Here is a 26,644-nt window from a genome sequence, read left to right as displayed (position 1 = left end):
GACAAACTGCACAATATTTAAACTTTTTTTGAATCTAGAGTTTATGACTATTTCTGTCAAAATTGTGGATTTTTCACGATTTTTTGTGTTTTTCACGACATCAAAAAGAATAAATAGTGGTTTATGCTACCTAACGAAATCATTAATTGTGCCATTCACGTTATTGGCTCAGTGCTAGTAGGGGTTTTGTGGTGTAGGTAAAAACAGGCTTTCTGAGTCGAATGGCACTAAGAAAAGCCTAAAGGCATGTGTCGCCTCGTTCCCAGCCTCTAGGCTGGGAATGTATTCTCATAGGCTCTGCCTCCCGTCAAGCTACTGGAGGCGGAGCCTCCCTGACTGGTTAAGAGCCTCCAGGCTCTTAACCAGTCAGGGCAAGGGCTATATCTTTTCTTAGTGCCATTACTTTCTGAGTCCTTTTCAAATAGGGCTATACCAACATTTAAGGCATTTTATCCCTAGTATATAAGGCACTAAGTTATACCAATTTTAGATAAAATGCGCTCAACACGTAGATTGAGTCGTAGCAATATCTCGTAGGTTACGGAGTAAAACCCAACACATACAAGATTTTGGGGCGTTGGGTTTCGTCCTTCAAACGCCACTTGCACGCCACTTGCTTCTCCCTTTGGGAGAAGGGGAGACGCTGCGGGTAGCTTGCTTAGAGGCAGAAAAGCCGGGAAAGCCTTCGACGGCAGTGACTTTCCAACCTACATGTGTAGCGATCATTTTTCAAATTGGTATTAGTCATGAGTAGCAGCCATCAAAAAATCCGTTAGAACTAGCTACGATTCCGTCTTCACTAAATTTTTTTGAGGTATTCAATGAACAAGATTAATCTGTACAAACAACGCCAGAGCAAAAATAGAGTATTGATTTTAACTTCTCTGACTGTTTTGGCTTCTTCATTGGTACTACCCTTCCAACAAGCCTTTGCTGCAACATTGACTACTGTTGTAAATTTCAACGGCACCAACGGAGCTACGCCAAGAGCTGGTGTACTTAAGGGTAACGGTACTGATGGCAATCTTTATGGAACTACTTCTGCTGGTGGCACTTCTGGTCAAGGAACTGCATTTAAGTTAACTCCTACTGCTTTCACTACTCTGACCACACTGGTCAACTTTACCGGAACATCTGGAATCAACAAAGGGACTAATCCAGTCGCTAGATTATTCCAAGCAGCCGATGGCAATTTATATGGGGCAACCTTTACAGGTGGTACAAGTAACCTCGGCACCGTGTTTAAGTTGGCAAAAACAGCTTTTACAACCCTGACAACTCTTGTGAATTTCACAGGCGCTAATGGGGCCAGCCCAGCAGGCCGATTGATTACGGGCAGTGATGGCAATTTGTGGGGGACAAGCTCTACAGGTGGGGCCAATAATAAAGGATCTATATTCAAGATTTCGCCCACTACCGGCGCACTCACCACCATCAGAAGCTTCAGCGATAGTAACGGCGCAACTCCATTAGCAAGATTGCAACTGGCTACCGATGGAAACTACTACGGCAGTGCCTCTGCCGGTGGAGCAAGTGCTAAAGGAGTTGTGTTCAAGTTAACTCCCACAGGAATACTGACTTCATATAGCTTTAGTGGCGTCAATGGGGCAAATCCGCAGTCTGGATTAATTGAATCTAGTGGATTCCTCTACGGCACCGCTAAACTGGGTGGAGTCAACAATAAAGGAGCTATATTCAAGGTTCCAGTCGGTGGCGGTACACCCGTTTTAGTTGCCAGTTTTAATGGCACCAATGGGGCCAACCCAACGGCTGCACTCATAAAAGCAAGCAATGGTAACTTCTATGGCACAGCTTCTGTTGGTGGGGCAAATAACAAAGGAGTTATCTATCAGCTGACTGGGGCAACCATCATCGGCCTAATTAGTTTTAATGGCACTAATGGGGCAACGCCAGAGTCCACGCTAATCCAGCTCTCAAATGGTGCTTTTTACGGTACCGCTTCTTTTGGCGGTACTTCTAATCTAGGAACTGTGTTTAAGTTTGTAATCTAGTTCCAAATCTAATCGGCTTGTAGAAAAATGGTAAAACGTAAATTTGAACGTCTACCATTTTTCTACAATCGGTCTAAACTTTTCAAGACAGGCATTTGAATCTCGGTGACTCAGTACTATTTCATATCATGTTTGCTTGATTACTTATTAAACCCGAATCACCCCAAAGAGCCAAAGCTACGCTTCCTCTCCCCTAAGAGCAAGCCTACGGTGTACATACAAGCCTGAAACTTCGCTCAGATACCTGTGAGCTAAAAAAAGTCAAGGCTTTGAAGTTGGTTTATCAAGGCTATCTGTATGAGAAGATTGAGAAAATTCTCAAAGTCGAGAGGACTCTAGCAGTTCAATCTCGATATTTGCAATCCAACTTCTCAAATCAAAGAAATTTAGTTTTAGATAAATCTTAATATTATGTTAACTTAACTTACTAATACTGATGTAGAATGTAGAACTTTACTACAGGTTTATAATTTGATTAATAATGATGTTAAAGCATGTTAAATTGTAGTAGCTGTAAAATTTGATACAACGGGTAATTATAGTACACCATAGGAAAATTAGCAAATGTTTAGACAAAGTTCTCACGAGAGAAACTTTTTCAAAGCTTTAACTGGTAGTGCGGCGAAAGAATCTCACAAGTTAAGACTGGCATTTAAATCCTGTCTGACTATTTTGCTTGAATCTGTACCTTTTTTGATTGCTTGTGCTGTATTCGTTACCGTTATCAGCCTAAAAAGTCCTATCCTGCTCTTTTGTTTACTCGTTGGTAGTTTAATTGCAGTTATCACCCAGCAAATTGGGCAGCAAGTGAATTTACCAAGGCGATCGCTAATATTATTACAAATTTTAGCAGCAGCGATCGTTCTGAGTTTATATTGGTTAGACTGGTTTGCAGCCCCCGCACAAGCCCAGTTTTTTGGCGAAGCTGAAAAGTTTTTCAAAAAAACCTTACAAAGTGGTTCAGGAACCAATGCTAGTGGTAGCGACACACCAGTAAGTTTGATATTTAATGTGTTGCGGGCGATTTACTTACTTTATATTGCAATCTCCCTAGTTGGTGTGATTAATGCAGTGCGTAAAGATGAAGATTGGCAAAGCATCGCCAGAACTCCCCTATTAGTGGTTGTTGCTGTTACCATTGCTGATGTACTCACACGCTTTGTAATTGGCGATAGCAGTAAATAATTCAGATATTTCAAATGTATCAAGAGCGGGAACAAGAATTTCGTCCAGTCAATCAGGTTCTGGGAAGCCAACCTTCATTAGGGCCAATTCCTGCCGATCAAATTCTTCCTTGGACAGTAATTGCCCTAGCCTCCTATTTTATAATCAATGGAATTTTTGGGGGTCTTTTTGAAGAAGAGTTTCAAAAATGGTTGTGGACAGTACTAATTGCCGGTTGGGGAATAGGAACTTGGTGGATCTTAACTGGTGGTAGGAGTTGGAGTTTTTTAAGTAAATTTATCGGTGTTCCCGCTTGGACAAGAGGCTTTGCTCGTTATCAAAGCTTACTGGAAGTTAACCATGAAGCAAAAAATCGGAAAACAAAGCGTCGGCATCGCCGGAAATGAAAGTAGATTAACACCATTTGAAGATGCCTTGCACTTGGCGACAATGCTGCGTATCGCAATGAATGGGCGTGATATTGGCGCTTATCTTTTAACAAAAGGCACTCAAAAAGATCGGTTCTGCTTTGTTTTTGGTTTTGATTGTAAGGGAATTCATACCACCTTAAGACCTGAACAAATTGATACACTTTTTAATAACATTGAAGCCGGATTAAAAGACATTCCTAGCGGTGAAAGGATGACGCTGCACTTGGGTTCTTTTAGTTCAGACAAAGAGCGCCAAAAAGAATTAGCAACATTAATCAGAAATACGCCATCGCGAGACATCAAATATTTGTTGATGGCGGAGAGAGCCAGAGTTAAAGAACTGACTATTTCTGGGATTCGTAAACCCAAATTTTTGCGGATTTATGTCACTTACACCATTGAATCTAACTCGCAACATGCAGATGATTGGATAGAAAAGCTTTTAGTTAAAGCTGAATCCTGGTGGTTGAAATTCAAAGGTGATCTCTCAGAAGTAGAAAATCAACGCATTGAAACCCTGATTACAAATGCTTACAACCAGGGTTTTCTCCGCTGGGAACAAATCTTATCTAACAAAATGGGATTGGATGTCAAGCCTTTGACTGCTGATGAACTTTGGGGGGACATCTGGAAAAGGTTTAATGATACGCAGCCAATAGATATTCCCCAGTTAATGACTTTAGATGAACAAGGACTGCACGAACAAGTTAATTCCGATTTAGCTAGTACTAAATTGCTTCTAGACAATATCCACGGCACAACTTTGCTGATGGAATCTAGTGTACCTTGTGCCGATCGCCGCTGGGTTAATGTTAACAATCGTTATATTGGCGCACTGTCATTTCTCGAAAAACCCGGCGGTTGGACTAGTAAATCGGCTCAACTGCGCTATTTATGGGAACTATTGGCTAGAGAAACAGTAGTAGATACAGAAATTTTTTGTGAGTTGACTGCCGCAAATCCCGCAGTGGTAAAAACTACTCTGCAACGAGTGCTAAAGCAGTCAAACATGACAACGATTATGGCTCAAGAAAAAAGTAAAACTATTGATGTCAACGCTCAATTAAAGTTGAAGAAATCGGTAGCAGCGCAAGAACAATTATATGAAGGTGCAGTCCCGATTTATACGAGTGTCGTCATTTTGGTGCATCGTCCCACTGTAGAAAAATTAGATGAGGCGACAAGATATATTGAAAACTGTTTTCAACGTCCAGCCAGGGTAATTAGGGAAACTGAATATGCCTGGAAAATTTGGCTGCAAACTCTACCGATAGTTTGGGAAGGTTTGTTAGCAACACCCTTCAACCGTCGCCAGCTATATTTAACAAGCGAAGTTCCAGGATTAATGCCTCTAGTTTTAACCAAAAAAGGTGACAAACAAGGCTTTGAGTTGATTGCTGAAGAAGGCGGAACACCCATACATTTAGATTTATTTAATCAGCACAAAAATTTAGCTTTGTTTGCTACAACTCGTGCTGGTAAATCGGTGTTGGTATCAGGGATTTTAACTCAGGCTTTAGCGCATGGGATTCCGGTTGTAGCGTTAGATTTCCCGAAACCTGATGGGACATCTACTTTCACTGACTACACAGAGTTTATGGAGGGGAATGGAGCCTATTTTGATATTTCCAAACAATCGAATAACTTATTTGAACAGCCAGATTTACGATCGCTAGAAGCAGAACAACAGCGCGATCGCTTTAACGATTATACCGCCTTCCTGGAATCAGCGTTAATGACAATGGTTTTAGGATCATCCACTGAAAGTCAAATTTTATCGCAAACCGTGCGATCGCTGCTCAACTTAGCTTTAGAAGCCTTCTTTAGAGATGAGGGCATCAAAGAGCGATATAAACAGGCAATGGCGGGAGGATTTGGCACTCTTGCTTGGCAGAAAACCCCTACTTTAAAAGATTTTCTCTTTTTCTGCTCACCAGAACACTTGCAGCTAAGTTCTTTAACTGGCAGAGTAGAAGATGCCCTGAGTCAAATTCAGCTGCGCTTACGGTTTTGGCTTTCTAGCCGCGTGGGACAAGCCATTTCTGCACCATCCAGCTTTCCTACCGATGCACAACTTTTAGTTTTTGCTCTCAGAAACCTATCAGATAGCGAAGATGCAGCCGTACTATCCTTGAGTGCCTATTCAGCCGCACTCCGACGCGCATTAAGTAGTCCAGCTTCCATATTCTTTATCGACGAAGCACCAATTCTATTTGAATTTGAGCAAATTTCTGACTTAGTTGGTAGAATTTGTGCTAACGGTGCTAAAGCTGGTATTAGAGTCATCTTATCAGGACAAGATCCTGACACAATTGCCAAATCTAAAGCTGCATCTAAAATTTTGCAAAACCTGACAACACGATTGATTGGACGCATTCAACCAGTTGCAGTCGATAGTTTTGCAGACATCTTGAAATATCCCCGCCAAGTTATTTCTCGTAATGCTTCAGAAAGCTTTTTTCCCCGCAAAGAAGGTGTTTATAGTCAATGGCTATTAGATGATAACGGTAGTTATACATTCTGCCGTTACTATCCAGGTTATGAACAATTGGCAGCAGTTGCTAATAACCCTTATGAGCAAACTGCACGGAGTAAAATGATGCAACTTCACAGTGATAAATATGAAGCAATTTCTGCGTTTGCACGTCAGTTAGTAGCGACTCTGCGTAGTAGTTAATCCGGTTCTTTATTAGTTAACAGTGAGTCAAACAACTTTTGACTTGAGATTTACGATAGTGTAGCGTTAGCGAGTTATGAGCGTCTTTTAGATTGACTGTAGCCACTTTTGGGTTGCAGCTTAGGGATTTTAAATTTACAGCGCATTGCAACAGGGAGGGGAATCGAAAAACTAATTCCATTCTATTATCCAAAATTAGCACGGTTCAAAAGCTAAATTTTTACCTCACTATATAATGTAATCTACCTTTTTCAGGCACAGATGTATGCGAAAAACTACCATTTTTACTTTTACCTTGCTATCCCTGGCAATACTACCAGCGATCGCACAAATCCAGACGGGTGCATTAGGCCAGGTTTGGACTGATTTTCAATCATATTCCACAGATTTGCAAAACTACCTGCAATATAATCTGAGCGACAACTTAAAGCCTTTAGAAGTACAAAGTCAAAATGCTCTGACTAATTCCAAGGGAGAATTGAATATACCGAATCCTGTTACTGCGGGACAAAAAGCTCGTGAGAATTTGATTCTTTACTCTTCTAATTCCGACTCTAGAGCAAACCGCTTTGAGAATAATTCAGCAGTGCAGGGAAATTTAGTTAGTAATGAACTCAATCGTGTAATTACCCGTGGAGTAGCAGAAAGTGTTCTCGGTACAAATGGACAAATTCGGACAAAAACGAAGTTAGAAAATACTGAAGAAAGTCTGAGAGATATTGCAGGATTTACTGATAAAGTTAACAACTTATCCATTAATTCTACTAGTGTTGGTGCTGCTGCAAGTACTGCTGCAAATGCTGCTGCAAATGCTGCTGCAACTGCTGCTGCGAGTAGTATTCCAGGTTTATCAACTTTGCTAACGGCTAACCAAGAAACCACTAAAATCCAACAGGAACAAGTAAAAATTATAGCTGAAATATTTGCTCAGACAATACAAATTAATCAGTCTTTGCAATACTCTAACTTAAATTTGGCAAACATTTCTCAACAGATAGAAGAAGGGAATCGCGCTCGGAGAGTAGAAACATCTACAGAAGCGGCGCGACTCTTACGAGCGACTTCTCAACTAGATTTGTTTGGCAGAAAAGTTAATAAGCAGGATTTTAAGATAAAAAAACTCTAATTTTCCAGACAATTTTTCAAATCTTTAAACTTCTGAGAAACCAACAAAAAATCTAAAAAAAAAGTTGAGTAGGTTGCGTTACGTTATTAGAGGATGTTTGAAAAGTGGTATGTTGTGATTTTAATCGAATTATTACCCCCCTTAATCCCCCCTTATAAAGGGGGGAGACCGGAAATCTAGTTCCCTCCCCTTTATAAGGGGAGGGTTAGGGTGGGGTAAAACGCTGGTTAATCAGCTATTTCAGACTTGTGTGTACACCGTAGCAATATATCGGGGAGGGTTAGGGTGGGGTAAAAAATATTTGATACATCAATCATGACTTTTCAAACATCCTCTTAACACACTCTACTAAATATAAAAAACAACCTATAAACTCAAAATGCAACTTGCTATTCAACTAATTTTTGCCCAAGTAGGCATTACCCAGACTATCGATAATGGTGCCGCAACTTCCCAAAGTATTGCTGAAGGTTGGGACAAACAATGGCTGGATTTATTACAAAATAACACCAGTAATAACTTGTATGGAGCGCTGACAAATCTGGGTATTTTTTTTGCTGTAGGAACCCTGTTATTTTTTATGATACAATTCCTCAAAGACTTAATATCCTACGAATACACGCGTCCAATATCAGCTTTAATTTGGCCTTTTATTGTGGTAGTACTCTTAAGTAATTCCGGCAATGGAAGTATACTTTCTAATCTGACGCTGGGAGTGCGGAATTTTTTAAACACTGTGAATCAGCAAGTAGTGGTATCAGCAGATGCAGATAAAATATACCAGCAAGCACTGAATATGAGTGTTGCTGAAGAAGTAGCTGGTTCTTTTCTACGTCCTTGCCAATCACTTACTGGCGAACAACAAAGTGAATGCTTTGTCAAAGCTGCGGAAAAAGTCAATGTTCTCTGGCAAAAATATAGAGATACTTATGGTAATAAAAGCTGGATAATTAGACTACAAACAAAGGTAGATAATATCAGATATGGCACTGGCATTGTATCAGAAACCTCTTTTAATTCTTTGTTAGGTTCTACAGTCCAAACAAGTATCAAAAACTTTTTAGTTTCCTTACAATATGCCTTCCAGAATTTGATAGAAGCGACTATGTTGTTAATAGCAGCTTTAGGGCCACTGGCTGTAGGTGGATCTTTACTACCTGTAGCTGGCAAACCCATTTTTGCATGGCTGACTGGATTTCTATCTATTGGAATCGCCAAAATTTCATTCAATATTATTGCTGTACTGACTGCCGCAGTTATTGTCAATGGCCCAGGTCAAAATGCTAATGTTGATCCAGATTTAATGTGGTTCATAATTTTCTTAGGAATTTTAGCACCAATTTTATCTTTACTTGTGGCTGCTGCTGGCGGTTTTGCAGTCTTCAGCGCGATCAGCAATACAGCTTCTTTAGTGAAAGAGAGGATATAGAAAATTCAAAATGAATAAAATTTTTGCAAGTGTTGTAACTAGTAAGTATATGCAAAACATCATATATAATAGCTGAAGTTTTTTGCAGAGGAGGTGAGGAAATGGTGCGTTTACTAGAAAAAAGACAAAGAACGGGAAGTGTTTTGACATTTTTTGCGATCGCAACCTTCAGTTTACATATATTAGTTTTATTTTTATTCTTATTACAAGGGCTAAATATTCGCCAACTCAGTCTGAGAAAACCTCCCAACTTTGTGCAATTAATCGATGGAAAACCAGTAGCTAATATTGATGATTTAGCAAGAGAACCAGAAGTAATTCGCCGATTTATCAGCAAGACGATGATATCAATGTTTAGCTGGTCTGGAACCTTACCACCACAAACTATTGAAGAAGTTGCAAGCCCCAAATCAGATTTAGGAATACTTATTAACACACCTCAAGGTGGTAGCCAAAAAATTAGTACTAGCAGTTGGGTAGCTAGTTTTGCCTTATCAGAAGACTTTCGCAAAGGTTTCTTAAGCACAGTTGCAGAAATGACACCGCCAGAAGTTTTCTCTGAAAATCCTAACCAAGCGATGACATCACAACTAGTAATTAAGAGAGTTTATCCACCAAGACAAATTGCACCAGGTAAGTGGCAAGTGGGTATGGTAGCCGACTTAATTCAAAAAAACCGAGTTGGTGGTGCAAAACTTATAACTCCTTTTAATAAAGATTTCCTTGTACGTACAGCAGATTATTTCGCTAATCCCCAAGCCGACAATAGCACCGACTTGCAAAAAGCAATTTATAGTGTCCGCGCTGATAGACTAGAAATTTATGAAATTCGTAACTTATGTTTGCTAGATGACTACAACAACCTGAACGAAGATAAATCAAAACAATGCGGAACTGGACAAACATCTGATAGTTTTATCAGATAATCAATTTCTACTTCACCTAAAAATAGTTAAATTTATATAATCAATGATTAATGCAATTACTCAAACCAGAAAATAAGAAAAATAGCCCCTTACCCCTGTTGGCAGTAGGAACGTTTGGTTTACATCTATTCACTTTGCTGCTATTAATATTTCACGGGTCTATGTTACAACAGTTAGGTCGGCAACTCACACCTCAAACTTTAGTGCAACTTGTTGATGGTCGCACTATAACTGTAGACGCCCAACCAAATTTAGAGCGACAGCCAGAGGCTATTCGGCGCTTTGTAGGTGAAACTATGAGTTTAATGCTTACCTGGTCACAGCAACAGCCGCCAACACAAGTCTGGGAAATTACCTCCCAACTGGTAGCCGATGATTTTAAAGAAAAACTTAAGTCAAAAATTACTACTTTAAATCCAGATAGCCAATTTGAAAATGTTAATAGAGGAGCGGAGAATGTATTAGTAATCCAAAAAGTTTCTCAACCTACAGAAATAGGTAATGGAAAGTGGAAAGTGGAGATGCTTGCCAATCAATTAATTTTTAACAGTTATGATAAGTTGGGAAAATCAGTTTCCTTTAATAGACAAATTTTAGTTAGAGCAATCAATGAACCTGCAACTTCACTACCAAATGCAGCACTACCGTCGCAGTTCGCAGCTTACCGCCTTGGTGAAGCCAGACTAGAAATTTATAATATATGTGAAATTAAAGATAATAATTGTTCTGGAAAACCAAACCAAGCTCTACCATGACTCGATACTCAATTCCTGCCCAAACACCTCCCCAAAATGGATTTACTCTCAGCACCGACGATCGCCAACCAGAAGTAGAATCTTTAGATTGGGAATCGCGAATGTCAAGGTTGGTCGGCTTTGAAGAAGAATCTGCTTCTACCGATACCCAAGGATCAGAAGACTCTGGAACGCCGCCAGAGTCGCTATCTCTTCCACAAGAAGTTCAGACTAAGCAAGCACTCTCATCTAATCCCTTTGCAAAGTTAGGCTTGGTAGGGGCTGCTACCTTAGTGCTCGTTTTGGTAGGTGGTGTATTTTTGTCCAAGTTGATGAGTACGAGTAATCAAAAGCCAAAAAATATTGTTTCTCCACCAGTGCAAGAGCAGCCCACAAATGAATCCATATCTCAACAGATGGAAGGCCAAGTAGATACTCTCAAAACGAAATTAGCCCTGACTGAACAAGCACAGATGGTGAAAGCTGCCCAACAACAGCTTAGAATTGCCAAATCAACGCCGACAGTAGCCTTACAACAACCGTCAGTTAGACAGAAAGTGATCCCAACACCCGCACCAACAGTTTACGTGCCTCGGACAGTGACAGTTGAGCGCATCATTAGAGTACCTGCTTATCAACCTTCGCTATCAGCCCAGCCACCAGTTGTGAACCCAAATACTCAACCGATAGTTAATATAACTCCACCATCTCCACCAAGCCCATTTGAAGAGTGGGCAAGGTTAGCAAAGTTAGGCAGCTACGGTCAAGTCAATCCTAGTAATCAACCTACTAGTAATATAGCTACTTTGGAACCTGCAAACAGTACGCAGCCGCAGCAACAGACACCAAACCCCGATCCTGACCAAACCCCACAACCGGAAACTCCTGTGGTCAGTCAAGCCCAACCGCAGGGACAGAAATCTGTAGCAGTTGGGAGTAGTGCCAAAGCTGTATTGGCGACAGCAATATTTGGAGAAACTACTAATAAGTCAGGCGGTGGTGGTGAGGCAGATGAAGGGAAAAACGTATTTGTGATCCGATTGCAAGAACCCTTAAAATCTACCGATGGTGCGATCGCTCTACCTGCAAACACCGAATTTCTAGCTGAAGTTGGTTCGCTTTCCGAACAAGGTCTTTTGCAGATGAACGTAGTTAAAGTCATCTCGAAAAATAATGGCAACCTTACAGAACGAAGCTTACCGAACAATGCGATTATTCTTCGCGCTACCCAAGGTAAACCTTTAATTGCAAATAAATTTCCCAGTCAAAGTTCGTCCATAGCATCGATGGATGCAGGATTATTCGTTTTGGGAGGTCTTAGTAAAGCCGCAGAGTTGGTAAATCGTAGTGATACTGAATACCAACCACTTGTTTCACAAGTTACCAACGCCGACGGCACTACCAGCAGCAGCAGCCAATTTGCTACTGTGACTAAGAACAGACGCAACCTTGCAGCCGGGGTTGTGGAAGGTGGTTTGAACTCTGTAGTACCCCAAATTGCCCAACGTAATCAACAGGCGATCGCCCAAATGTCACAACAAACTAATGTTTGGTTTTTGCCAGCAGGCACAAATATTGAAATATATGTTAATCAACCAACCCAATTTTAGGAGGTAGGATTTATACCAATTTTAGATATTTGCAACTATGAAAAAAAATATTAACTTGTCAGGAAATACCCCAAAACATTCTTATTTCCTACCTATAGCTTCCTTAATTTTCTCGGTTGCTATGTTGTTGTTGGTAGGTCGCGCTGGCGCTAATAACGCCGTTCTGCGTTCCATATTTTCCTGCCAAGCACAAGGTTTAGGCGGACTAATACCTACGATCGATGTTTGGTATCAACAAGGAACAAACTTAAGCTTTATTCCGGCTGGAGAAGTAATTAAAAAAGTTTGGTTAAATGATCCATCACAAGTAACTATGGATTTTGATGGGCCAGTATGTATGCAGTTTGGTAAAGAACCTAATACTAGTTCAGGAGATTGTAAAAACTCCGCAGCAAATGTAATTCAACTCAGACGAATTTCAAAACTGGACATTCCTGGACTTCCTAACACTAGCAATACACTTTTAACAGTTGTTACCGAAGCACAAGGTAAAAACAAGTTGTATACTTTTCGAGTGATGTATAAAATAGATAACCCTGAATATCACACTTTAGCCATTTTTCCCGATCCTTCTGGTCAGGAAGGCGCTTGTGCGAGAGTTTCACAATAAACTTCTAGCAAAAGTACCCGATCGCCACAGAAGTTTCACTTCCACAAAAAGCGTTGATGCCTACGTATCTCTGCATTGTGGCTTTTCAAGGGAGTAGAGAGGGTTTTATTTCAATCAATTGAAAAACGCCATAGCTTAACCGTATTGCCTTACTCAGACGTTTTCAGCCGATATCTTTATAAATCTTCAGATAAAAACTAACCACAAATTCCAAAATCGTGTAAATATAAAGAAAAGCTTAAGAGGTTACAGACTCATGGTCAGTGCCAAAATGATGCAACAGCTTTGGGCTGTAATCGAGTCTACCCAGGTCAGCACCCTGCTCCAGTTTGACGATGCTGCTTTAGTACAATTGCTTCTCCAGCAATTAAAAGCTAAACAGGGGCTTGATTCTCAGGTAGATAACACTCTCAATACTTACATAAAATCTAAACTGCCCCTAATTCGTGATACGGCTGAAGGTCGATTATCTTTAGGGTAAGGCGGCAATCATTAGTACGAAAAATCAAATGATTGCTCACTGCCAAGCATCCGCTCAGAGTTCAAACAGTGCAATATTATGAATCACTGGCTAGTAATTGCCCTAGTAGCTTATCTAATTGGAGCAGCGATTGAAGGGGTGAGTACAGCCAGTCAGCTATCTCATTCAATGCCAGAACTAGCTAAAAACACACAAGCTCATCCTTCAGAGTCTGCCACTGGGACTAGTTCGAGTTGGCGAGTTGTGGCTGCTATCGCCTCAGTCAGTATTTGTGGAGCTTTTTTGTGGCCTTGTCGCCTTTTCCACCGTTTAATTAAAGGCAACGTTCGTTCGTAAGCCTAAAACAGCAATACAGTAATTCTGGAAGAAGCAATCTCTCCTAACCCTCTTTGCTTCTGAAAGGAGAGTTTTGAGTTTGGCTTCCGCTTACATATCATGCAGTTTGTTCGGGTTCTGTCGCTACAGGTTGACCAATTTTTGGCTCCGTTCCCGCAAACAGTCGTTCGATATTAGTGCGATGGCGCAAAATCACATACAATCCACCGGCAATCCCAAACAGAATATAGGGTAAAGGTTGATGCAAAAGTACCATGAAAATGGAAACTGCGATCGCACCTGCAATTGAACTCAAAGAGACAATCCGCGATATCGCCACAACGATAGCAAACACACCGGCTGTTGCTAAACCTACCTGCCAACTCATTGCCAATAAAATCCCCAAGCTGATAGCAACGGATTTACCACCGGTAAAGCCCAAAAAAATTGATTTACTATGTCCCAGGATCGCAGCTAACCCAGCTAAAGTTACTATACACGGTTGCCACAGTTGTACATCTACCGTTGGAGGGATATAATTTTGAATTGAGTCAAAATTGAACAACCAATAAACTAGAGCGATCGCTAATACTCCCTTTAAGGAATCAAGTACTAAAACCAATGCTCCTGGCCCTTTCCCCAAGGTTCTTAGTACATTAGTTGCGCCAGTGGAACCGGAACCAACTGCCCGAATATCAATACCCTTTAACTGCTTCACAGCAATGTAGCCAGTGGGAAAAGAACCCAGCAGGTAAGCTATGACGACAATTGTCCCGCACAGAGTTAACCAAATAGCCATAATACAATTCAAAATGACGCTCTCTACGAGACGCTGCGCGAACGAGGACTCGCTAACGCTGCGCTAACAAAATTTAAAAAAGTCAAGAGTAATACCTCTTGACCAATGACTAATGACTCATTTAAAAGTCATCATCGTAGTTTCTCACTGTTTTGGGGTCAGGAGCAAAGGCTAACCACAGGGGAAATTGCAGCAGTGACAAACTGATTTGCTCTTCTGAATCGTCAATGATAATTAAGGGCAGTTGATTGGCTTTCGTCAATCGGTCTGCTTTTTGAGCGAGAGCATCAGATGCCTCAAATAATACCACACCCCGGTCGGGGCCGAAATCTGGGCGACCGATTCCCAGACAGTCTTGCAAGCCGCGCCGCCATTCACCTAATCGCTCTGGTGTATTAGCTAAGACTAAAGTACGGACGCGATCGCCATACAGCTTGTGTAATATCGAAATTGCAGCTGAGGCAATTAGGATATTCTGCAAGCGGCTACCCATTGTCCGCAAACCACCCCGTCCCCCTTGGGTAAAAAACCAGTTCGAGACTCGTTCAGCGTGGATTGGTTCAAAAGTGCGACGCAGTTGCCACGGTGGGCCGTAATAATCTGGTTTATTGCGGTATTGGTCAATTAGGCGGCGAATTTGCTTGGTAGTATCTTGAAACTGCTGTTGGGCAAATTGGGGTATTCCAGGCTGGGATTCAACTGGTTTAGCCTCTTTTACAGCTGGTTTTTCTCGTTCTACCACACTTGGGGTCAGTTGCAACTGTTCAGCGGCAACAGCCAAATCTTGTAAACTACCCGTGAGATAGTCTTTAAAACCCTGCACCCGAATTGCCAAGTCTTGGGATGCACCCGCAAAAGTGGTTCGCATCTCGTTGCGGATACGTTCTTGACGGCGTTCTAGTTGTTCTACAGAAATTTGCAGGGTTTGTTTGCGTTGTTCTAACTGCACCAGCGACTCTTGCACGAGTCGCCCCAGCGAGGTTTGAGTTTCACTCACCTGTGTCTGAAGCTTTTCGTAAGAAGCTTGCAGCTTGGCTATTTCTGACTTGAGAGCTGCTTCAGCACTCTGCAACTCTGCCATTCGCTGCTCTGCTTTTGCATATAATGAATGATTTTCTGATTCTATTTCAGACCCCAAGGCGAGATTTTCCGCTTCTAACTGGGCGACAAACTCGCCATTTGAATTTTCTGTTAGCTCTACTGTAAAATCTACCACTTCTGCATTGGAAATAAGTGGCTCAAAAGTTGTGTAGTCTTCTGATGAGCTAATGGCTTCTGTTTCTACTACTGACTCAACTGATGGATTTACTGGATATTCAACTGCATTGTTCTCTTCTGGTTTTTCTGCCAACCGCTCATCAATTGGTTCTGGGGTTTGAGATGCCTCTGGGTTCATAAACAATAGTGTAATTCCGATGACGCGAATAAATAGCTTTCAGAAATATTACAATTGACCTGCCATAAAAGTCCTGAGCATGAGTGCTGAGTTCTGAGTCTATATTAAAACGACTCAGCACAGATGCGACTCAGCACTAAATACGCGGACAACGTTGTTCTAAGCAAGTTTTCAAGGTGTTGGGGTCAAATAAAATCGGCAAAAAGTGAATACTTTTAATTTCTTTAAAGTAAAACAGAATGGGGACTCTATTCCAAAATATCTGCCAGTTTTGCCATTCCTGGTAGGGAAAGCGCCCAATCAATTTTTCGCCTCTGTAAATATCTAAGTCGGTAGCGGTAAATTGCAAACGCAGCGTTAACGCCTGAAACATGAAAAACAAACCAAATAGTGTGAAAACGGAGCCTACCCACGGTTGTACCAACAGTAGTGGAATCGCGGTAATCACCAACACTATAGGTATATTGTAACTAGGCTTGAGTTCCACAGTTGATGTGGAGTTAGGAGCAAATGAACTGGTCACAGTCTTAAATCCTGCTTTGTTAGTAGGCATCTCTCCTATTTTAGGAGTTAGGAGTTAAGAGTTAAAATTCCTCACTCCTAACTGATCATTTTTATAGGCCTATGAATGCACTGCCAGTTCCCTGAAACATTAACCAAGAAAGAAAGAAGTTGCTCACAAATATAATCAGCAAGGCAGTCACAACAGCAGTTGTGGTTGACTGTCCTACACCTTTTGCACCTCCTGTTGTCGTCAACCCCCAACTGCAACCAATTACAGCGATTAAAATGCCAAAACAACATGCTTTAATCATGGCGCTAAAAATATCCCAGATCCCAAGAAAGTTACGGGCTGAGTCTAGAAATACCGTATCAGATAGATTGTAGATATTTGTCGCAATTATGAATCCTCCGAACATCCCTGTCACCAAAGACAGAAGGGTTAAAATTGGTAGCATTAAACAGCAAGCAAGAACGCGGGGGATAACCAGGTAATCGATTGGATCTGTTTTTAACATCAACATGGCATCGATTTGTTCTGAGACTCGCATCGTACCGATTTCTGCTGCAAAGGCAGAACCGACTCGCCCCGCCAAAACCACTGCTGTCAACACGGGAGCGAGTTCTCGTGTCAACGCTAGAGAAAGCACTCCGCCGATAATGTTTCCTGCGCCAAAATTGATAAATTCCCGCGCTACCTGAATGGTAAACACCGCACCAACGAAAATAGCTGTCAATAGGGCAATAAATAAGGAATCTGGCCCAACTGCTGCCATTTGTTCTAAGGTGTTGCGCCGATGGATTTTGCCCCTCAATAGGTGAACTAGTACTTGTCCACCCAGAAATATCGCCGCCAGCAGCCGCTGACTCCATTCCCCTAAACTGGATTTGGATGTAGTCTGGTTCAATGTTCTGTAGCTAACTAGGTAACTGCCTTAAGAATAGCGGAAGTCATGGGGAATGGGGAATGGGGAATGGGGAATGGGGAATGGGGAATGGGGAATGGGGAATGGGGAATGGGGCATTGGGCATTGGTTATTTTGCTTGTCTCTCTCATCTCCCACCCTGCGGGAAGCTAAAGCTACATCCCACCACTTCCCACTTCCCTAATAAGGCTAAACATTAACTTAGATTAAAGATGTTCTCAGAAAATGAAGCTGTTCTTAAACGTGCTGCAAAGCAATAAATAGGTGCTAACCTTGGCTATAACCTTGATTATGCAAGGGGTTTGTAGATTTAAATCGTTTTTTATATCCCCAGCACGTGCTGTAACTACTAGCCGTTTATTTTAATTAAAACTTAAGATTCTTGACAGATTGTCTGCTCTGGAGCGATCGCACGTATTGTAGAAAATGACAAACCGCTATCTTGCTCTTGTCATCTCTACTCACGGAGTTTGTCTGAAATGACTATTTTTACTAACTTTCTCCGCTCCCTGCTACTCACAATCATTTTTAGTTTTGTCGCTCCCATGTTTTTGGTTGGCGGCGGATTGCTCCTTCTATCCCTGATGGGTCATTTCCCTGGCTTACAAGAGTTAACTGAGGCGATCGCTACTCAGATTATGGATTTTCTCGCCACATTTGGCAGTGGAACTCCCCTACGCGGATTATTTGTGATTAGCTTAACCTGTAGTTTCGTCGGCGCACTGTTTGATATGTATGTTTATTACAAGTATCAAATTTTACGAATAGGTTCCTAAATAGTAGAAATAGCATCGTCAAGGGATTATGGGCTGTAGAAGACAGGAAAAAGTGATATTTTCAAAAATGAAAGTACTACTGGTCTTAACTTAAATAGAGATTAGTATTGCTGAATGAATTTTTATTAATTAAATTTGAGTGTCGAAGTGATTGATTAAATATTTATTATTTATTATTCATTAGTTATTAATTACTGATAACTAGTAGAGGTGTGCGCTCGTAGTAAAACAATCCTCAAATATTCAAAAATTTAAGATTCCTTGGGATTTTTAATTTTGAATTCCGCAAAATAACTAAAATAGTCTTTCTAAATCATCACGTTAACGCTAAACTAGAGTTTGGCATTTTGTGTTAGGTGCAATATTTAAGGATTTGATTAGCACTCATCAAGAATATCAAATAAAACTCACTGAAAAATATAAAAATTTCCTTAAAATCCTGATGAGCATAATGCCTGCTCATGTTTCTTAACAGAGGAAAGCAGGTCGTCTGACCGTTGGGCATCTTATATTGAATTTATTACGAGGTATGTTGACAGCTCATGGTTTGGCCGTTTAAGCCCAAGTTTAGAAAACAAATTGCGCGGATTGAAATTACTGGTGCGATCGCCAGTGCTACTCGCAAACGCGTCCTAGAAGCCCTGAAAACTGTAGAAGAAAAAAAGTTTCCGGCATTATTGCTACGTATCGATAGTCCTGGCGGTACAGTCGGAGATTCTCAAGAAATCTACAGTGCCCTGAAGCGTTTGCGCGAAAAAATCAAAATCGTCGCTAGCTTTGGCAATATTTCGGCTTCTGGAGGAGTCTACATCGGTATGGGAGCCGAACACATTGTAGCCAATCCAGGTACGATTACGGGTAGTATTGGCGTGATTCTGCGTGGGAATAACTTAGAACGCTTGCTAGAAAAAATCGGTGTTTCCTTCCAGGTAATTAAGTCTGGCCCTTACAAAGACATTTTAGCTTTCGACCGGCAACTGACTCAACCAGAAACAAACATCCTGCAAGAGTTGATTGACACAAGTTATCAGCAGTTTGTCCAAACGGTAGCTGATGGCCGTTCTTTAACGGTAGAAACTGTGAAAAGTTTCGCCGATGGCCGGATTTTTACTGGACAGCAAGCCCTAGCCTTGGGTGTTGTAGACCGCCTGGGCACAGAAGAAGATGCCCGTCGCTGGACAGCAGAACTCGTTGGACTTGATCCAGAAAAAACTCTCTGCTATACCCTAGAAGAGCGTAAACCTTTATTGAGCCGCTTTCTACCAGGGAGTCGTCAATTTTCATCAGGAATTGGGGCCGGTATTGATTGGCTCGAATTTGAAATGTCTACTAGTGGTTTACCTCTGTGGTTATATCGACCCTAATATGAGTTAGGAGCGGAGCCGGAGACGTTTCCGTTGCTCCGGTTATGAGTGAGAAGTTATGAATTAAAAATTTTAACTTCTCATTCTCAACTCCTAACTCCTCACCTTTGTGTTTTAAGGAGGATTTTGGCGTGGACTGGCAAATGCGGGCTATTCGCGGAGCAACAACCGCTTCAGAAAATACTGTTGAGACAATCCGAGAAGTGGTGACAGAATTACTAGATGAACTGGACAACCGGAATCAATTCCAGCCGAGAGACATCATTAGTGTGACTTTCTCAGTGACACGCGATTTGGATGCAGTTTTTCCAGCTGCGATCGCTAGAGCGCGTCCTGGTTGGGATAATGTGGCTATGTTGGATGTGCAGCAAATGCACGTCGAAGGCAGCTTACAGCGCTGTATTCGCTTCTTAATCCACGCCTATCTGCCAACCTCCGCCTCAATTCATCATATTTATTTAGGCAACGCCGCTAGCTTGCGTCCCGACTGGAGTTTGCCTCAGACTTTACAAGCATCGCAGCAAGCAGTTAAGTCAAAAGTGTAAAATACTTAGATCGGATCACCGAAAAAGTAGAGAAACTTAGGTTTGAACTTTCTCAGCAGTCAGCATTTATGATTGCCGATGTAGGTAATGTCAGTGCTTTTCTCTGAGTTAATTTGTGTTCGAGGAATTGATCAACTGTAATTCCTACTTGTCGAATCAAATTGGTATAAGATAAATTGCGCGATCGCGGGTAATAGATTAATCCGATGAGTGCAATATATTTACTCTCAGGTAATGGGGCGATCGCTTTTAACAGGAGATCAGCATTATCTCCATTAATGTGTTGCGCCAGATTATTTAGTGTCTCATCAAGTTCTGGCAATAAATCTAAATTTATTTGAATTCGTTGCTTTTTTCCTTGTGCAGTCATTTTTCAAATTTTTGCATGAAAATATTACTGCCGAATTCCTTTGATAAACTCTGTCCTTGCTTCAATTATTGAAGGCATTAAAACACAACGCACTAACAAATTTATATCTAAGTCTGGCAGTAATTTGCTTTGAGCAATTTGCTCATAATTATCATTAGTTAGGTGATATACAGATATCTGATTATTTTCCCAAAACCAGACTTCAGTAATGTTAAAACGCTGATATTTTTCTAGTTTATCTATACTACCACTAGTAATATTTACTTCAATTGCTAAATCAGGATTTTCTTTCTTTTCCCCTAAATAATAAGATTCATCAGGTTCAAAGGAAGCTCCCTTTTCTTTAGCGCGACGAGTAGCGCTACCTACAGGGATAAAATTTATACCCTTTTCAAAGAAGTAAAGCGCTAAAAATATAGCAATCACACTTTTAATAGCTTCGTGTTGTTCACCAAGAGTCATGAATTCCACACACCCATCAAGATAAGTTATCCGCAAACCTGGCGCATTTGCTGTTAAGGCTTCAAGTTTCTCAAATTCTTCCCAAGTGTAATGACCAGGTAAGAGAAAACGCTGTTCTTGGAGGGTAGTGATTTTGTCTAGGGTTTGTGGAGTCATATAGGTATCAGTGTCGAGTAAAATCAAGTCCTATGATAAATCTAAATTTATTTGAATACGTTGATTTTTCTCTTGTGTAGTCATTTCTATTTTACATAATATTTTTAAGGTGAAATCCAGTTTTCCAACTGTAAATTAGAAATGCGTTTTCAAAAATCTTGACAGCTTCTTTACCGGAGATATTTGATAAACGTCCCATTTATACTACAACTTCCCCAATAAACACTTGCGATTCCTTAACAATATAAGGTTTGCCATGTTTAGCTTGAACATGGAGATATCCCGTAATGGCATCCTTAATATTTTCAATTGGCTCATCTAGTGTTTTGCCTTGACTCACGCAGCCTGGAAGTTCAGGAACTTCAGCAACATAGCCTTCATATTCTGAATCAAAGGTAAAAATTACTTGAAATTTCATAATAAATTAATCTTGTATAGTCGAGGTCTAGAATACATATAACCTTCAAATCTTAAGTTTGTTATTTCATATCCACTGAAACGGAGAGAAGAATGATTCAAGAACTTGATAGAGTTATTCTGACTAGTGATATCCCAGAATATAGTTTAGAAGAGGGTGATATAGGTACAGTCGTTTTAGTACATCAGGGTGGTAAAGGATATGAGGTTGAATTTGTCACATTGGATGGTGAGACTGTAGCAATTGTTTCACTTCACAGCATACAAGTACGTCCCATTGGTAGAAGATAAATTGCGCGATCGCGCGTGATCAATCTCAGATAATGGTGGGTTACGTTGTTTCTAATTAGCTCAAAATAGGAGATTTTCAAAAGGATAACTTTGCTTCCAACGATAGGTGTTAAAGTCACGTTTATCTACTGAAAAAATGCATCCATGCCCTAAATGTTCTGCTAAAATCACTAGGGAAGCATCAGCCAAATCCATTGGCAGATCAGCATATTTTTTCATTAATTCAATAATTCGAGGAGTATGGTGAGGTTCTAAATTAAAAATCGTAAATAATTCTTGTTGCAGACTATTTATAAAATTAATTTCAGCGTCAATTCCCTTGCGAATTAGTAAAAGATAACAGGTTTCTGTGACAACACACCATGTTGTAATTAAAGGTTCATTATATTTTTTTAAAGCTTGTTTTGCGCTTTGGTGGTAGGTATCTTTTTTATCAATAAGAGCCAACCAAAATCCTGGATCAACGATGATCATATTTAGTTGTTAATGTATTATCTAAAACTTCTTTATAAGTTGTTGATAAATTTTCGTCAACAGAACAAGAACCAATTAATCCAATTTCATCAAACTTTTCATAGAGACTTTTTTCCTGACTATGATTTTCTGATTCTGGTTGAGGATAACGCTTTTTGAGTAACTGAATAAAATCAAGTAGTAGGATTTGAGCTTCTTCTGGTAAAGTATCAATATCTCTATACATTTCTTCAAATTTTATAACCATAATTAACTTCTAGATTGAGGAAAATTTTCGGCATTACCCTATTATAGACTAATTTTAAACCTGAGTGAGGTGACGCGATCGCGCCTGATAAATTAATGTGAACAATGGGATGTATACTTCCTAAATTTATCCTCTTGAGTGCCTAACAATTGAAGTCACGGCGAAAGGTATACAGGCAAATAATGCTTTAAAGTTTAAAATATATTAGTTGATACAAGATGCTAGAGAAAATGAGCATTGAAGAAATTATTATAGACAAGGTAAGAATATTACCTCCTGATAAGCAACAAGAGGTGTTAGATTTTGTCGAATTTTTACTTGCGAAAATGCAAAAGCAAGAGTTATCTTCTCAAGATAAAAATTCAGGGGTTTCGGCTTTGACTCTAGCTCAAGAATACATTGTTTGTGTGGAAGTAGCAAGTGATTTGTCTATGGAATAAAAACCAAATGATTCCTGTAATGACTGTATTTGTTTAGCTGTTATTAGTTTGAAGCAGTGAAGAGAAAGAATTTGATTGAAGCCATGCGAATAATTTTATCCTTTCACTATCATTTGGCTTTGATATGTACTCACCCTTTTTGATTTCTTCTATAAGATTGGTATTATGAACGCCATAATTCTCTTTCATTAAGTCTTCAAACATAGCTAATGGAACTAGTAAACTATCAACTTCTGCATCATCTTCACTAAATCTAATCGTTTCATATCTAAACCTATAGCCAGACCATCTAATAGTAGGTAGTCTATCTATTTCATCTTGGAAGCGTTTTATTGTAATATCATTTGGAACATCAGAATTTTTCTTTTGGTACATTATCCACAAGTAAAGATTGTGTCTAACAAAATACTTTCCATTATCGTTAACACATACTTCTATTTCTACATCATTCACATACACAAATTTACGATTCATTACTCTAGCTTCACCTTCAGACATTGGTTCTAATTCCTCCCAAGATTCAAATTCAATAACGCCTTTCTTTTTTCCCTTTATAGCTTCATGCTTATCAACAAGCTCTATAGGAATAGGATCATCCTCTAAAGCACCTAAACCTGATATATTGTCCTCATTTTCTAATATTGTTTCTAGTTGTTCGCGGCTAAAAGCCATAAACTCTACTCCAGCTATAGTCCTACGAATTGAATTATGCATAAAGTCAACTAAGCCTTGAGCGGGAGATATATCTATTCGTAAATCTTTGTATTCAGTAGTCCAATACCCGAATTTACCTGAGCGCTTAGGCTGAGTTTGGTATTCTTTCCACTTCAGAAAACTAGCCTTTTTATTAAAATTTTTTAATGCAGTTCTAATACTGCCAGATACTCCTTTCATACCATAGACGGGATAAACCAAGTATATTGTTGGCAGTTCTTTATCTAATATTGGATCAAACCCAAATATCATAGTGTTCAACTTGGCTAGATGTTCAAGACTTTTCTGTAGTGCAGTTTCAGCAGGAGTGATTTTTCTAATTGGTGCTACTACTTTAGACCAATTAAGTGGTGGCTTGTATAAATTAATGAACTCATTTTCTAGCTTGGAGAGAGTCTCTACATCACGGTTACAACTAATCCAACTAATATTGAGACTATTTTTTCTATTAAATCTTTTTAGCTGATTAAATCTATGATGGGCTTTCCATCGCTCAACTAAGTTGATAGTTCTACCTATATAAATAATTTGACCTTTACTGTCAGATACAAAGTAGATGGCTGCACAATTAGGAAGACGATGTTTGTCTAGTAAATAAACTGATGGTAATCCAGATAAATTGATATTTTCTAATAACATGGGATGACTATAAATAGAAGATATATAATTTGAACTTATTTTTTATATAAACATTAAAATCTTTCTAATAAAAACCGCAAATATACGCATCACAACGCAATTTTTCAGCGTTTGTATACGTATATTTGCGATAAAATAAAAGACAATTCTAGCCTTAATGCACTAATGCGATCGCACGTTTCGTTAACGCTTCAGCAGTCAATCCATTAAATGCCATCAACTCGCCAGCACTCGCTGTAGTCTCCCCACGCTTCCACGCGAAAGTATCGCGCTTCGCCTGACTCCTTAACAAAACTGGTTCTAGCATCGCCGCAGCGCCACCAGTAACAGCAATTAGCGCATCACCATCAAATAATTCGGCAAATTTCGCATCATCCAAAAAACCGCCTTCGGCTTCAGAACAAGTTTCCCATGCAGTATCATGGCTACGGTACAATTGCCGAGGATTGATAACAGTAACTATCTTCACGCCAATACCTTCAGTTTCTAAGAAAGCAGCAGCTTCAAATACTGGCATTAATGTTAAATCGCCAATTACAGCAAATACAACTTGTTTATCACCAGCGACTTCATGCAATAGCACTGCACCATCGCGCAACCCTTGACGAGTTTGTTCTAAAGTGGTGCGAATTGGCAACGGCGTTTTACTTGCAGTAATCACAATTCCCTTATTCTTAGTTTTCAACGCCCAATCATAACAAGCTTGAATACTATTAGCATCGGGGGGAAATAATGGGAAAACATTTCCATTTCGCATCAACGAAGCAAAGTAAGCTTCAATTTCTGGGCGTTGGTGAGTCCAACCGTTACGCCCTTGCTCTAATGCCCCTGCTGTGAATAAAGTAATAGTCGAGGGAGTTTGACGGCGCAATTCTGCCATTGATTGGGTTACAGTTTGCCAAATTGGTAATCCGTTGATGGCAAAAGATTCGTAGGAACACCACAAGGTTCTCGCACCCATTAACGCTAAACCCGCAGCTAAACCGGCACAAGCATCTTCACTCAATGGTTCATAAACTTGTCCATTTGGTGCTTGATAATATAAGTCGTCGGTTGTGGGGTGGATAATCTTTAATGCTTGGTTGATGTTGGCAATTCCTGATGCTTCGTTACCATCAGCGTTGGTGACAAGAAAATTCCGATCTTTATTTCCAACTATTCCTACCAATCGTCCCATTGCGGTTGTGGAAACTTTGGCTTCACCTCCAACTGCATATTCTTCTAAAGGTAATTCGCCTAGTTCTGCTAATGGGAATTCAAATTCTGTTACTACAGTTTTCGCTGCTGGGCCTCCACCGGCGCGTTCGGCATTTGTTCTAACTAATTGCCAAGCTTCCGCAGACAAAGCACGGGTTTGCAATGCACTAATAATATGCGGCGCATCCAACGTATCTTTAGGATACAAGTTGTGAGATTTTGCACCCCGCGCGTGAACTCCTGCACCTTTGAGTTGTTTAATAATGAAGACGGTAAGTTTTCCGCCTAATGCCGATCGCGCGGCTTTATCTACACCCGAAAGTACTGCTTGCGTAAATGCGAGGCGTTTCTCAAAAGAAAAGGCGGTACTATCAACGTAATCCCCTGGCTGATTTTGATCGTCGAAATCTTTGGCATCCACTAACACCACTTCATCAAAACCATTACCTTGCCAATATGCTTGCATCTGTTCATTGGTTTTCAGGGAAACCATGCTGTGATGTTCTTGGCTGTAACCGTTCCACACTAATATCGGTAAAAAGTTGGTGACAGCAGGATAAGCAGTATGGAAATGCGCGATCGCACTTACAATATAAGGCTCACCCAATCCTCCATCGCCAACTGTAAAGGGGAATAATTTATCTTTGTGTAACAGTGCAGCCGCCATTGCAAAGTGTTGCCCTTGTCCCAAAGGCCCCGCAGGTGCGAGAATACCGGGAATGAAACCAGAAAGATGTCCTAAAAGTCCGTGCTTTTCTCGGAAGCGATCGCGCAATTGTTGAACTGTAAAAATTCCCATATCCTCTAGCGATCGATCCAAGAACATGGCACTATAAAATCCGGGGGCGTGGTGTCCGACTTCAGTAATAATGTTCTTGTATCCCAGCATGACAAGAGATGCGTAAGCTTCTGCTTGGCTGGCAAATCCGCCGGGATGCCCAGAAGCCTTACTAGCGGTAACTTGTAAAGTCAGGTAGCGCAGGGCATCGGCAGCCAGTAAAGTTTGATATACAGCTGCTTTGTCTGTGGGAGATGCGATCGCGATTTTTCCCGACTCTATAGCAGGTGTTGCACCATAAGTTTCAAAATCTGGTAACAGTTCACCAAAATATTGAATCCCTTCAGAAAAATTGGGAAGTGCTGAAGATGCCTTTGGGGAGATTGCAGTCATGCTGAGTACCTTTTGACGATGAGGTGAAACTGTAGATGCTCGTTGAATTTAACAAAAATTTTACATCTTCGAGGTTGTAACAGTTTATTGCTTTTTTGGAACGTTAGAATAAGTACTTTAAATGGTCACTTAACTGTAGAGCCTGGGAACGAGTCAAGCGCCATCAAGCTAGGTTTTTAGGACTTGTGTGTACACCGTAGCTGCTAAGAGGAGAGATAAACAAGATTCAAAGCCTCTCTCCTAA

Annotated in this window: 29 protein-coding genes; 17 read left to right on the top strand and 12 right to left on the bottom strand. The window is 40.4% G+C overall.

The features are described 5' to 3' along the window. Positions 1-591: 591 nt before the first annotated feature. Complete coding sequence (locus tag V7K62_RS13275; RefSeq protein WP_334864600.1) at positions 592-726, bottom strand: hypothetical protein; 135 nt, start codon at positions 724-726, stop codon at positions 592-594. Between the two features lie 95 nt (positions 727-821). On the opposite strand from V7K62_RS13275, the gene V7K62_RS13270 reads away from it, so the two are divergent. From V7K62_RS13270 to V7K62_RS13215, 12 genes are all read left to right on the top strand, one after another. Continuing rightward, positions 822-2,012, top strand: a complete 1,191-nt coding sequence (locus tag V7K62_RS13270; protein ID WP_334864598.1) for a choice-of-anchor tandem repeat GloVer-containing protein — start codon at positions 822-824, stop codon at positions 2,010-2,012. A gap of 564 nt (positions 2,013-2,576) precedes the next feature. After that, on the top strand, positions 2,577-3,197 hold the full coding sequence (locus V7K62_RS13265; RefSeq protein WP_334864597.1) for a hypothetical protein: 621 nt from the start codon (positions 2,577-2,579) through the stop codon (positions 3,195-3,197). A gap of 14 nt (positions 3,198-3,211) precedes the next feature. Next, positions 3,212-3,583, top strand: a complete 372-nt coding sequence (locus V7K62_RS13260; RefSeq protein WP_334864596.1) for a hypothetical protein — start codon at positions 3,212-3,214, stop codon at positions 3,581-3,583. Further along, positions 3,537-6,284 carry a hypothetical protein gene (locus tag V7K62_RS13255; protein ID WP_334864594.1) on the top strand — a complete coding sequence of 916 codons (2,748 nt, stop codon included), beginning with the start codon at positions 3,537-3,539 and terminating at the stop codon, positions 6,282-6,284. Before V7K62_RS13260 ends, V7K62_RS13255 begins: the two co-directional genes overlap by 47 nt. A 265-nt stretch (positions 6,285-6,549) precedes the next feature. Then, a complete protein-coding gene (locus V7K62_RS13250) occupies positions 6,550-7,410 on the top strand; it encodes a hypothetical protein (RefSeq protein ID WP_334864592.1) in 861 nt (286 codons plus the stop codon). A 379-nt stretch (positions 7,411-7,789) separates the two neighbouring features. After that, entirely contained in the window at positions 7,790-8,839 is a 1,050-nt protein-coding gene (locus V7K62_RS13245) for a hypothetical protein (protein ID WP_334864590.1), read from the top strand. A gap of 101 nt (positions 8,840-8,940) precedes the next feature. Beyond that, positions 8,941-9,765 carry a hypothetical protein gene (locus V7K62_RS13240; RefSeq protein WP_334864588.1) on the top strand — a complete coding sequence of 275 codons (825 nt, stop codon included), beginning with the start codon at positions 8,941-8,943 and terminating at the stop codon, positions 9,763-9,765. Between the two features lie 50 nt (positions 9,766-9,815). Next, a complete protein-coding gene (locus V7K62_RS13235) occupies positions 9,816-10,520 on the top strand; it encodes a hypothetical protein (protein WP_334864586.1) in 705 nt (234 codons plus the stop codon). Then, positions 10,517-12,109 (top strand): hypothetical protein, encoded by a 1,593-nt coding sequence (locus V7K62_RS13230; RefSeq protein WP_334864584.1) that lies wholly within the window; start codon positions 10,517-10,519, stop codon positions 12,107-12,109. The genes V7K62_RS13235 and V7K62_RS13230 overlap by 4 nt, the downstream gene beginning before the upstream one ends. 37 nt (positions 12,110-12,146) lie before the next feature. Beyond that, a complete protein-coding gene (locus V7K62_RS13225; protein WP_334864582.1) occupies positions 12,147-12,719 on the top strand; it encodes a hypothetical protein in 573 nt (190 codons plus the stop codon). A gap of 256 nt (positions 12,720-12,975) precedes the next feature. Then, the gene (locus V7K62_RS13220; protein ID WP_334864580.1) at positions 12,976-13,200 is read left to right on the top strand and encodes a hypothetical protein; all 225 of its coding nucleotides are present in this window, start codon (positions 12,976-12,978) and stop codon (positions 13,198-13,200) included. A gap of 78 nt (positions 13,201-13,278) precedes the next feature. Beyond that, complete coding sequence (locus V7K62_RS13215) at positions 13,279-13,536, top strand: hypothetical protein (RefSeq protein WP_334864577.1); 258 nt, start codon at positions 13,279-13,281, stop codon at positions 13,534-13,536. Positions 13,537-13,633: 97 nt separating this feature from the next. Here the strand turns inward: V7K62_RS13215 and plsY are convergent, their stop codons facing one another. From plsY to V7K62_RS13195, 4 genes are all read right to left on the bottom strand, one after another. After that, positions 13,634-14,314 carry a glycerol-3-phosphate 1-O-acyltransferase PlsY gene (gene plsY / locus V7K62_RS13210; RefSeq protein ID WP_334864575.1) on the bottom strand — a complete coding sequence of 227 codons (681 nt, stop codon included), beginning with the start codon at positions 14,312-14,314 and terminating at the stop codon, positions 13,634-13,636. Between the two features lie 121 nt (positions 14,315-14,435). After that, positions 14,436-15,710 (bottom strand): DUF3086 domain-containing protein, encoded by a 1,275-nt coding sequence (locus V7K62_RS13205; protein WP_334864574.1) that lies wholly within the window; start codon positions 15,708-15,710, stop codon positions 14,436-14,438. 136 nt (positions 15,711-15,846) lie between these two features. Beyond that, the gene (locus V7K62_RS13200; RefSeq protein ID WP_334864572.1) at positions 15,847-16,263 is read right to left on the bottom strand and encodes a DUF3119 family protein; all 417 of its coding nucleotides are present in this window, start codon (positions 16,261-16,263) and stop codon (positions 15,847-15,849) included. Positions 16,264-16,324: 61 nt separating this feature from the next. Further along, a complete protein-coding gene (locus V7K62_RS13195; protein ID WP_334864570.1) occupies positions 16,325-17,119 on the bottom strand; it encodes an MlaE family lipid ABC transporter permease subunit in 795 nt (264 codons plus the stop codon). Positions 17,120-17,616: 497 nt separating this feature from the next. Here V7K62_RS13195 and V7K62_RS13190 point away from each other — a divergent pair, with 497 nt between their 5' ends. The 3 genes from V7K62_RS13190 to aroH all read left to right on the top strand — a co-directional run bounded on the left by V7K62_RS13190 (position 17,617) and on the right by aroH (position 19,822). Beyond that, on the top strand, positions 17,617-17,913 hold the full coding sequence (locus tag V7K62_RS13190; RefSeq protein WP_334864568.1) for a hypothetical protein: 297 nt from the start codon (positions 17,617-17,619) through the stop codon (positions 17,911-17,913). 542 nt (positions 17,914-18,455) lie between these two features. Continuing rightward, complete coding sequence (gene sppA / locus V7K62_RS13185; RefSeq protein WP_334864566.1) at positions 18,456-19,277, top strand: signal peptide peptidase SppA; 822 nt, start codon at positions 18,456-18,458, stop codon at positions 19,275-19,277. 131 nt (positions 19,278-19,408) lie between these two features. After that, positions 19,409-19,822 (top strand): chorismate mutase, encoded by a 414-nt coding sequence (gene aroH / locus V7K62_RS13180; RefSeq protein ID WP_334864564.1) that lies wholly within the window; start codon positions 19,409-19,411, stop codon positions 19,820-19,822. Positions 19,823-19,874: 52 nt separating this feature from the next. On the opposite strand, the gene V7K62_RS13175 is transcribed toward aroH, so the two are convergent. From V7K62_RS13175 to V7K62_RS13165, 3 genes are all read right to left on the bottom strand, one after another. Continuing rightward, positions 19,875-20,192: a hypothetical protein gene (locus V7K62_RS13175; RefSeq protein ID WP_334864561.1), complete on the bottom strand. Its 318-nt coding sequence runs from the start codon at positions 20,190-20,192 to the stop codon at positions 19,875-19,877. Positions 20,193-20,216: 24 nt separating this feature from the next. Next, positions 20,217-20,810, bottom strand: coding sequence for a Uma2 family endonuclease (locus tag V7K62_RS13170; RefSeq protein WP_334864559.1), 594 nt, complete (start codon positions 20,808-20,810; stop codon positions 20,217-20,219). A gap of 199 nt (positions 20,811-21,009) precedes the next feature. Then, positions 21,010-21,228 (bottom strand): type II toxin-antitoxin system HicB family antitoxin, encoded by a 219-nt coding sequence (locus V7K62_RS13165; protein ID WP_334864557.1) that lies wholly within the window; start codon positions 21,226-21,228, stop codon positions 21,010-21,012. A 92-nt stretch (positions 21,229-21,320) separates the two neighbouring features. On the opposite strand from V7K62_RS13165, the gene V7K62_RS13160 reads away from it, so the two are divergent. Beyond that, positions 21,321-21,518 (top strand): DUF4926 domain-containing protein, encoded by a 198-nt coding sequence (locus V7K62_RS13160; RefSeq protein ID WP_334864555.1) that lies wholly within the window; start codon positions 21,321-21,323, stop codon positions 21,516-21,518. Between the two features lie 60 nt (positions 21,519-21,578). Here V7K62_RS13160 and V7K62_RS13155 read toward each other — a convergent pair whose 3' ends face one another. Together V7K62_RS13155 and V7K62_RS13150 are read right to left on the bottom strand one after the other, a co-directional pair. Next, positions 21,579-21,992: a type II toxin-antitoxin system VapC family toxin gene (locus tag V7K62_RS13155; RefSeq protein WP_334864553.1), complete on the bottom strand. Its 414-nt coding sequence runs from the start codon at positions 21,990-21,992 to the stop codon at positions 21,579-21,581. Beyond that, positions 21,979-22,239, bottom strand: coding sequence for a DUF2281 domain-containing protein (locus V7K62_RS13150; protein ID WP_334864551.1), 261 nt, complete (start codon positions 22,237-22,239; stop codon positions 21,979-21,981). The genes V7K62_RS13155 and V7K62_RS13150 overlap by 14 nt, the downstream gene beginning before the upstream one ends. 230 nt (positions 22,240-22,469) lie before the next feature. On the opposite strand from V7K62_RS13150, the gene V7K62_RS13145 reads away from it, so the two are divergent. Beyond that, on the top strand, positions 22,470-22,679 hold the full coding sequence (locus V7K62_RS13145) for a DUF2281 domain-containing protein (protein WP_334864549.1): 210 nt from the start codon (positions 22,470-22,472) through the stop codon (positions 22,677-22,679). A 33-nt stretch (positions 22,680-22,712) separates the two neighbouring features. On the opposite strand, the gene V7K62_RS13140 is transcribed toward V7K62_RS13145, so the two are convergent. Continuing rightward, the gene (locus tag V7K62_RS13140; protein ID WP_334864547.1) at positions 22,713-24,032 is read right to left on the bottom strand and encodes a GIY-YIG nuclease family protein; all 1,320 of its coding nucleotides are present in this window, start codon (positions 24,030-24,032) and stop codon (positions 22,713-22,715) included. Positions 24,033-24,186: 154 nt separating this feature from the next. Then, on the bottom strand, positions 24,187-26,400 hold the full coding sequence (locus V7K62_RS13135) for a phosphoketolase (protein WP_334864545.1): 2,214 nt from the start codon (positions 26,398-26,400) through the stop codon (positions 24,187-24,189). Positions 26,401-26,644 lie beyond the last annotated feature (244 nt).

Source organism: Nostoc sp. (assembly GCF_036917935.1).
In the GTDB taxonomy this organism is placed as follows: Bacteria; Cyanobacteriota; Cyanobacteriia; order Cyanobacteriales; family Nostocaceae; genus Nostoc.
The sequence above is the reverse complement of the archived record's forward strand: the minus strand, read 5'-3'. Positions and strand labels throughout refer to the sequence as shown.